Below are 7,879 nucleotides of genomic sequence, written 5' to 3'. Positions count from 1 at the left end.
GGATGAGCCCGCGCTCCACGGTCAGCGCGGCCTTGATGAGCCCCGCCACGCCCGCCGCGGTGTCCAGGTGGCCGAAGTTGGACTTGGCCGAGCCCACCACGCAGAAGCCCTTCGCCGGAGTTCCCAGCCGGAAGGCCTGGGTGAGCGCGGCGATCTCCATCGGGTCTCCGAGCGGCGTCCCCGTGCCGTGCGCCTCGATGTAGCCGACCGTCTCCGGAGGGATGCCCGCCATCGCCTGGGCGCGAGCAATCACCTCCGCCTGTCCGTCGCGATTCGGCGCGGAGAAGCCGACCTTGTCTCCGCCGTCGTTGTTCACCGCCGCGCCGAGGATGACGGCGTGGATGGCGTCACCGTCGGCGAGCGCCTCGTCGAGCCGCTTGAGCACCACGACCCCCGCGCCACTCGCGGGGAGGATGCCTTGCGCCTGGGAGTCGAAGGGGCGGCAGTGGCCGTCAGGGGAGAACATCCCCGAGCCGGGCTCCGCGAGATATCCCAGGTGGTGGGGCACCTTGATGGAGACGCCGCCCGCGAGGGCCATCTCGCAGTCACGGTTCCACAGGGACTGGCAGGCGAGCGTCACCGCGACGAGCGACGTCGAGCAGGCCGTCTGCAGCGTGATGCTGGGGCCCGTGAGGTTGAGCTTGTAGGAGACCTGTGTGGCGACGAAGTCCTTGTCGTTGCCGAACAGCCGCTGGAAGTAGGGCAGGGGCTGGGTGAGGTCGAGCTCGGGATAGATGTAGTTGCTCAGGCTCTTTCCGGCGAAGACGCCGACCTTCTTCCCTGTCGCGTCAGGGCGGTAGCCCGCGCGCTCCAGTGACTCCCACACGCATTCGAGGAACAGCCGTTGCTGCGGGTCGGTGAGCAGCGCCTCGCGAGCGGTGAGCCCGAAGAAGTCCGCGTCGAAGCCGGAGATGTCGTCGAGGACCGCGCCCGCCTTCACGTAGTGCGGATTGCCAATCATCTCCCGGGCAAGGCCCTGCGCCCGCAGCTCCTCGTCCGTGAAGAAGCGCACCGACTCGACTCCCTCGACGAGGTTCTTCCAGTAGGCCTCCACATCAGGCGCGCCCGGGAGCCGAGCGCTCATGCCGATGATGGCGATGGGGCTTCGCTCGAGGGTGTCCGCGCGGGCCTGGGTCACCCGCTGAGAGGGGCCACCAGTGTCTCCGCGTCGCACCCGTCCCAGGTGCGCGGCCAGCGCGGCGAGGTTCGCGTTCTGGAACAGCTCCACGGTGGGGATGTCCGCGCCCAGCTCCTGCCGGATGCGGGCGTTGATGCGCACGAGGTGGACGGAGTTGGCGCCCAGCTCGAAGAAGTTCTTCCTCCGCTCCACCTCCGGGAGCTGAAGGACGTCGCGGACGATGGCGGCCAGCGCGGCCTCGGCTTCGTGCGCGGGCGCTCCGTCATCGGTACGCGATTCGGTGAGGACTCGCAGGGCCTCCGGCCTGGGCAGTGCGGCGCGGTCCACCTTGCCCGTGGGGCCGAGCGGGAGCTGCTCCAGGAACACCACGATGGAGGGGACCATGTGGTCCGCGAGGCGCTCCCCGAGGAAGCGTCGCAACGGCTCCTGAGACAGCGTGGCCCCCGCGCGTCGCACCAAGTAGGCGAGGAGGCGAGGCGCGTGGCGGTCTCCATCCGCCACGACGACAGCGGCGGAGACTTCCGGGTGGAGTCGGAGCGCGGCCTCGATTTCACCGGGCTCGACGCGATGGCCGAGGATGGAGAGCTGGAAGTCGACGCGTCCCAGAATCTCGACGGTGCCGTCCGGCAGCAGTCGTCCCAGGTCGCCCGTGCGGTACAGGCGCTCGCCCGTCACGGGGTGAGTGACGAACCGCTCTCTCGTGCGGGCCTCGTTGCGCCAGTAGCCATGGGCCACGCCGACGCCCGAGCAGCACAGCTCGCCGGGGACCCACAGGGGACGCTCCCTGAGCGTCTCGTCCATGACGTGGTAGCGGGTGTCCGCGATGGGCTGGCCGTAGGGGATGCTCTTCCAGTCGGGGTCGACCTTCCCGATGGGGAACCAGATGTTCCAGAGGCTCGTCTCGGTGGGCCCACCCACGCTGACGGGCTGTACTCCCGGCACGAGCGCGCGGAGTCGCTCGGGCAGGTCCAGGGGAATCCAATCGCCGCCCATGAAGGCGAGGCGCAGCGCGGGAGCGAGCGGCTCGGGACGCCCGCTGGCGTGGGCCAGGAGCATCTCCATCATTCCAGGGACGGAGTTCCAGACGGTGATGCGCTCGGTGCGCAGAAGCTCTGCCCAGCGCGCGGGCTCCTTCCGCGCCGTGGCCTCGCAGAAGACGATGGCGCCGCCCGCAGACAGCATCCCGAACACGTCGAACATCGACATGTCGTGGTGCAGGGCCGTCAGCGCCAGGACCCGGTCCTCTGGGCCGATGGAGAACTCGCGCAGCGTCTCGTCGAGCGCGTGTACGAGCCCTCGATGCGCGAGCATCACTCCACCGGGGCGGCCCGTGGAGCCGGACGTGTAGATGATGACCGCGAGGTCATCCGCGCCCTGAACCGGAGCCTCTGGCAACGCAAGGCCGGAGGTCGGCTCCAGGGGCTCCACCGTGAAGCGTCGTGGGGTGGAGGGCCATTCGAGGCGCGGCTCCAGCCATGGCTGGGTGACGAGGTGCTCACAGGTGCTGTCCTCGAGGAGTTGCTTCAGTCGCTCCCCGGGAACACCCGCGTCGATGGGGAGATAGGGCGCGCCGGCGATGGAGCAGGCGAGGGTGGCCACCACCTGCTCCCAGCCCTTCTCCATCACCACGGCCACGGGGTGGTTCTTCCGCGCGCCCGCCTGGGTGAGCGCGTGGGCGAGCGCGGTGCACCTCTGCAGCAGCTCGCCGTAGCTCAGCGTGCGTCCGGGGGCGATGACCGCGGGCCGGTCGGGCTGTGCGGTGGCCTGCTCCACGAAGCGCGAGTGCAACAGGCGTTCGGAGCGTTCGCCGTCACGCCGTGGTCCGGCGGCGACCTGGGGCGCGGACAGGCGCAGGGGCTTTTCGTGGACGACGTCGGGCTCGTCCACGAGCCGGTCGATGAGCCGCTGGTAGGACGCGAACATCGCGTCGAGGAGGCCCGGAGCGAACAGCTCATCCGCGGCGTCCCAGTTGTAGAACACGCCGCCGTCCTGGAAGACGAGCTGGTGGTCAATCCACACCTGCGGCGTCTGCGTGACGGAGTGGACGACACGGCCGAAGGCGCGGCCCAGGTGGTCCACCCAGCAGGAGTCCCAGCCCTCGACGCCGCTGGCGAAGCTGGTGAGCACCACGGGCATCAACGCGCCGCTGATCTTCCCGCGCTCGCGGAACATCTGGCGGAGGATCTCCACCCCGCCGATGTAGCGGTGCTCCAAGTCCCTGAAGAGCTGCTCCTGGAGCGCTCGGGCCCGCTGCTGGAAGGTGCCGCCCGCGCGGTGGTCTACCTCGACGAGCAGGAACGAGGAGAAGGTCCCCACCATCTTCCCCACGTCCTCGTGCAGGGGAAGTCGGTTGTAGAGCGGCACGTTGAGCGTGAAGTGCGGGCTCTTGCTGAAGTGGGCGATGACCTCCGCGTAGCAGGCGAGCAGCAGCCCCGTGGGCGTGAGCTGAAGCTCGCGTGCGCGCTCCACCAGGCGCTCCCAACGTGCTCGCTCGATGCGGGCTTCACGGCGCACGAAGTGCGGATGACGGGGCGCACCCACCTGCTGGACCCTGGGAAGGTCGGGCGCAGGGGGCAGGGTGGCAATCCTTCCGCGCCAGTAATCCACCGAGCGACGGTAGAGCTCCGTCTCCTGGAGGGCGCGCGTGGCCAGGACGTAGTCGCGGAACGACTGGCCATGCTCGCGCGGGTCCAGCGTCGCGTCCGGGTCGGCGTAGAGCTGGATGAGCTCCCGGAAGAGGACCTGCACGCTCCACGAGTCGACGAAGGTGCAGTCGATGCTGAAGTAGAGCCGGTGGCCTTCCTCCAGCCGCACCGCGCGAATCTCGAACAGGGGCCAGGTGTCGAGCGGCAGGATTTGCTGCGCCAGCCGCTCTCGGTGGGCGTCCAGGCGGCGCTGACGTTCCTCCGGGGACAGCGCGCGGTAGTCCTCGACAGCCACTTCGTAGTCGGGGACGTCGCGGAGGATGCGCTGCGTCCCGTCGGGCAGGGCGACGGCGCGGAGCATCTCGTGGCGTTGGATGAGGCGTCGCCACGCTTCACCGAAGCGCGCGGGGTCCAGCGTCTCGCTGTCTATCTCGACGTAGACGTGGATGGCCGCGCCCAGCTCGAAGTCGCCGCCACGGCCGACCCAGTAGGCCTGCTGGATGTCGGTGAGCGGGAAGGGCTCGTCCCGTTCCTCGGGGCGGCAGATGAGCGCGGGCAGCTCCGCCGCGCGTGCATCCCCCATGCTGTCGTCGAGCAGCGCGATGAGCTCCGCCTTGCGTGCGGAGAGTTCCGCGCGCAGGTCGGCGGTGAGCGCGCCTTCCGGTGCATCCACCGCGAGCCTTCCGCCCTCCACCCAGAGACGAATCCCCAGGTCGAAGAGGCGGGTGAGCAGTGCCGTCACCCCGCTGTCCCGACTCAAGTCTTCCCCTCCTCGTTGATGGTGAAGCAGGGGAAGTAGTTGGTGTGACCGGCGCGGTACGCCTCCGCCAGCTCGGGCAGCTCGTCGAAGGTGTGGATGCGCGGGCCGACGTCGGGCATCCAGCCGTGGGCCTCTCCGAAGGCCACCGCGTCCACGCCCTCCTGATAGCGCGCGTAGTGGGTGTGGACGTGCTGATGCCGGGTGATGCACTCGCGGGCGCGCAAGAGGGAGATGGACATGCCTTCCTTCCAGCCGGCGGTGGCAATCACACCCTGTCGGGCCAGGGCCTTGATGGTGGCCCGGTAGACGGGCGTGCCGATGTAGTCGAGGAACAGGTGGACCATCTCTCCGTCGGTGCGACGAGAGACCTCCGCGAGGAACCCGGCCTCCGCGGCCTGATAGCGGGCGCGGTAATCCGGGTCGGAATCCCAGCGCTCCGGCTCGTAGCTCAAGCCGCTGAAGGCGCGCCGGTCGATGACCTCCAGGCCCGCTCCTCGAATCTCATCCAGGTGCCGGTGCGCGCCGGACAGCATGACGACGCGGCAGCCCTGGAGTCTGGCGAGCGCCAGCTCCGCGAGCGTCGTTCCTCCGCCCCAACCCCAGACATGCGGCGACGGGCACTCCTGCTCCGTCATCTGGGTTCGGAAGACCGCCGAAGCGACGCGCCAGTTCGCCCACGCGGTGACATAGCGGACGCTGAAGGCCGCCCACTGCGCCAGCGAGTGCCGTGTGTTCTCCGGAATGGGAATGACCTGCCGGCCCTTGAGCTTCATCAGCGTGGCCATGCAGCCCATCTGTCGCGGGGCCTCGTAGCCCAGGGCCTTCACGGTGTAGCCGTGGGCATCCGTCTCCCCGCTCGGGAACATCATCGCGAGCTGGCCGCCCTGGACCTGGGTGACGCCCTTGCCCGTCTCGAGCACCCGGACGACGCCCGCGTTGCCGAGCACGATCTCCTGCTCCTGGCGGACCTTGCAGATGTCGATGGGCTTTCGTTCGAGCGCGTGCTCGTTGTTTCCCTCCCAGCAGCCGTAGAGCGGCGCCGCGAGGACCTCGTCTTCCTGGATGGCGTCGACGGTGACGCGCGTGCGCGTCAGTCGGGCGCGCCGTGGCTCATCGGTGCCACCCTCGCGAATGACCCAGGCGTCGGCTTGATAGCTCATGTTTGGAATCCCCCTGTGCGCGTGGTGTGGCTACAGCGTGAGAAGCTCTCGTCGCCCACCGACCGCGGGGGCTCGGGGCTCCGTCAACTGCGCGCGCAGCCACCGCGTGAGCAGCTCATCCGCCAGCACATCCACGCTCGTCGCCTCGAAGAAGTGGGAGACGGGCATGTCGATGGACAGCTCAGTGCGGATTCGTCCCGTCAGCTCGATGAGCCGGAGCGAGTCGAGCGCGAGCTCCTGGAGGGATTGGAACGCGACGTCCGGCGTCTGTCCCCGGAGCGCGACGCGGATGACCGTGCCCCGCAGGTAATCCCTCATCAAGGCCCGGCGCTGCTCAGGCCTGGCCGCGCCCAGCGCCGCGAGCACGTCCGTGGACGGTGGCGGAAGCGGAGCACGTGCGGGCTCCGGGGTGATGGGCTCCGGCGGCGTGTCGGCGCGGGGCACGATGAGGTCGGGAAGGAAGGCCGAGAGCGCCTGCCCCGGCGCGGATACGGCCCGGCTCAGGATGGTCTCGAAGTCGCGGAGCAGCCTCGCCGCCTCATCCGTCTCGAAGCGCTGGCGGGAGAACTTGAGCGTGCCCGAGATGACGCCTTTCTCCTCGTGAAGCGCGAGGAACAGGTCGAAGTCACACGTGCCGCCTTCGAGCTCGACGGGAGCGACGTCGAGCTTCGTGAGCTGGAGCGGGAAGCGAGGGGTGTTCTCGAAGGCGAAGAGGGCCTGGGACAAGGGCTCGCCGCCCAGGTCGACTCCGTCGAGGAGCTGCACGGGGAGGTCCTGGTGCGCCAGCGCGCCCGCCACGACACCGCGCACCTGCTCCAGCAGTTGCTGGAAGCTCGGGTCACCGCGCAGGTCCGCCGGCAACACCAGCAGGTTGACGAAGTAGCCGATGAGGCGCTCGGTCTCCGCCTGCGGACGATTGGCGATGGGGCTGCACACGAAGTGCCGCTCCTGCCCGCCGGAGTGCCGATGCAGCAGGACGTGGAACGCGGCGAGCAGCACCATGTAGACGGTGGCGCCCGCTTCCCGGGTGAACTGGAGGATGGCGTTGGAGAGCTCTGGAGAGAGCGTGATGGGCAGCCGTCCCAGCTCGCGCAGGCCCGGTGCGGTCACGTTGCCAGCCCGCGTCCGCGAGGCGAGGCGGGGGCCGTGCAGCCGTTCCTTCAGGTGCTCCCGCCAGTACGCCTGAAGCGCTTCGCGAGCGCTGCCCTGGAGCCACTTGCGCTGCCAGAGCGCATGGTCCGTGCAACGCACGTCCAGCTCCGGCAGGGGCGCGGAGCCGCCTTCGTGGAAGGCCGTGTACAGCTCCGAGAGGTCCCGGAAGAGCACGTCCTGGGACCAGCCGTCGTAGATGATGTGGTGGAAGTTGAGCAGGAGGACATGCTCCCGCGCGCCCAGGACGAACAGCGTCGCGCGGAACAGGGCCTCCCGGTGGAGGTCGAACGGGCGCCAGGCCTCCCGACCCAGTGCCTCTCGCAGCCGGGCCTCTTGTTGCTCGGGCCGTTGTGCCTCGTCGCGCAGGCTGACGGTGGGGAGCACGAAGGCGCCGGGCGCGCGGACGCGCTGGACGACCTTGCCACGGCTGGAGTCGAACGAGGTTCGCAGGGACTCGTGCCGGTGTTCGAGCGCCTCCAGGGCCAGGCGCAGCGCTCGCCAGTCCAGCGGACCGGAGAGACGGAAGGCCACGGGCAGGTGGTACGCCGAGCCGCCCGGGTTCGCCTGGTCCAGGTACCACAGGCGCTCCTGCTGAAAGGACGCGGGCGGGTCCTCGATGTGCTCGCGCAGGACCAGCGGTGGAGCCTCCGAGCGCAGCGCATGCAGCTGCTGGAAGGCCCTCCAGATGTCCGGATGCATCAGTCGGTCTCCTGCCCGTCACGGCCGCGAAGCCGCGTGACGGTGAACGCCCGGATGGCCTGGAGGCTGCGGAAGTTCTCCATCACGATGTCGGGCGGACTGACGGAAATCTCGAACCGCTGCTCCAGGAAGTTGACGAGGCGGAAGATGCCCATCGAGTCGATGACCCCGCGCGCGATGAGGCTGTCGTCATCAGCCAGTCCGGAGTCCTTGGTCCGGAAGAGGAACTCCTGGTCGATGTGGGCGCGGATGATTTGCGCGACCTGCTCTTCGGTGTAGCTCGCCACTGTCTCGTTCACGGACGCTCACTCCGGCTTCAGGGAAT

At 69.2% G+C, this 7,879-nt stretch carries 4 protein-coding genes; all 4 read right to left on the bottom strand.

Going from position 1 to position 7,879, the window contains the following annotated elements:
• The coding region (locus tag FJV41_RS10945; protein ID WP_141642390.1) for a non-ribosomal peptide synthetase at positions 1–4,543 on the bottom strand (4,543 nt) is incomplete at its 3' end.
• Complete coding sequence (locus tag FJV41_RS10940) at positions 4,540–5,703, bottom strand: MDR/zinc-dependent alcohol dehydrogenase-like family protein (RefSeq protein ID WP_141642389.1); 1,164 nt, start codon at positions 5,701–5,703, stop codon at positions 4,540–4,542. The genes FJV41_RS10940 and FJV41_RS10945, both read right to left, overlap by 4 nt.
• A 30-nt stretch (positions 5,704–5,733) precedes the next feature.
• Positions 5,734–7,554: a condensation domain-containing protein gene (locus FJV41_RS10935; RefSeq protein ID WP_141642388.1), complete on the bottom strand. Its 1,821-nt coding sequence runs from the start codon at positions 7,552–7,554 to the stop codon at positions 5,734–5,736.
• Positions 7,554–7,853: an acyl carrier protein gene (locus FJV41_RS10930; RefSeq protein WP_141642387.1), complete on the bottom strand. Its 300-nt coding sequence runs from the start codon at positions 7,851–7,853 to the stop codon at positions 7,554–7,556. The genes FJV41_RS10935 and FJV41_RS10930 overlap by 1 nt, the downstream gene beginning before the upstream one ends.
• Positions 7,854–7,879: the final 26 nt, after the last annotated feature.

The sequence above is a fragment of the Myxococcus llanfairpwllgwyngyllgogerychwyrndrobwllllantysiliogogogochensis genome, assembly GCF_006636215.1.
In the GTDB taxonomy this organism is placed as follows: Bacteria; Myxococcota; Myxococcia; order Myxococcales; family Myxococcaceae; genus Myxococcus; species Myxococcus llanfairpwllgwyngyllgogerychwyrndrobwllllantysiliogogogochensis.
The sequence above is the reverse complement of the archived record's forward strand: the minus strand, read 5'-3'. Positions and strand labels throughout refer to the sequence as shown.

Coding starts and splice junctions, on each gene's coding strand:
- FJV41_RS10940 (WP_141642389.1), bottom strand. CDS start 5,703: ATGAGCTATCAAGCCGACGCCTGGGTCATTCGCGAGGGTGGCACCGAT.
- FJV41_RS10935 (WP_141642388.1), bottom strand. CDS start 7,554: ATGCATCCGGACATCTGGAGGGCCTTCCAGCAGCTGCATGCGCTGCGC.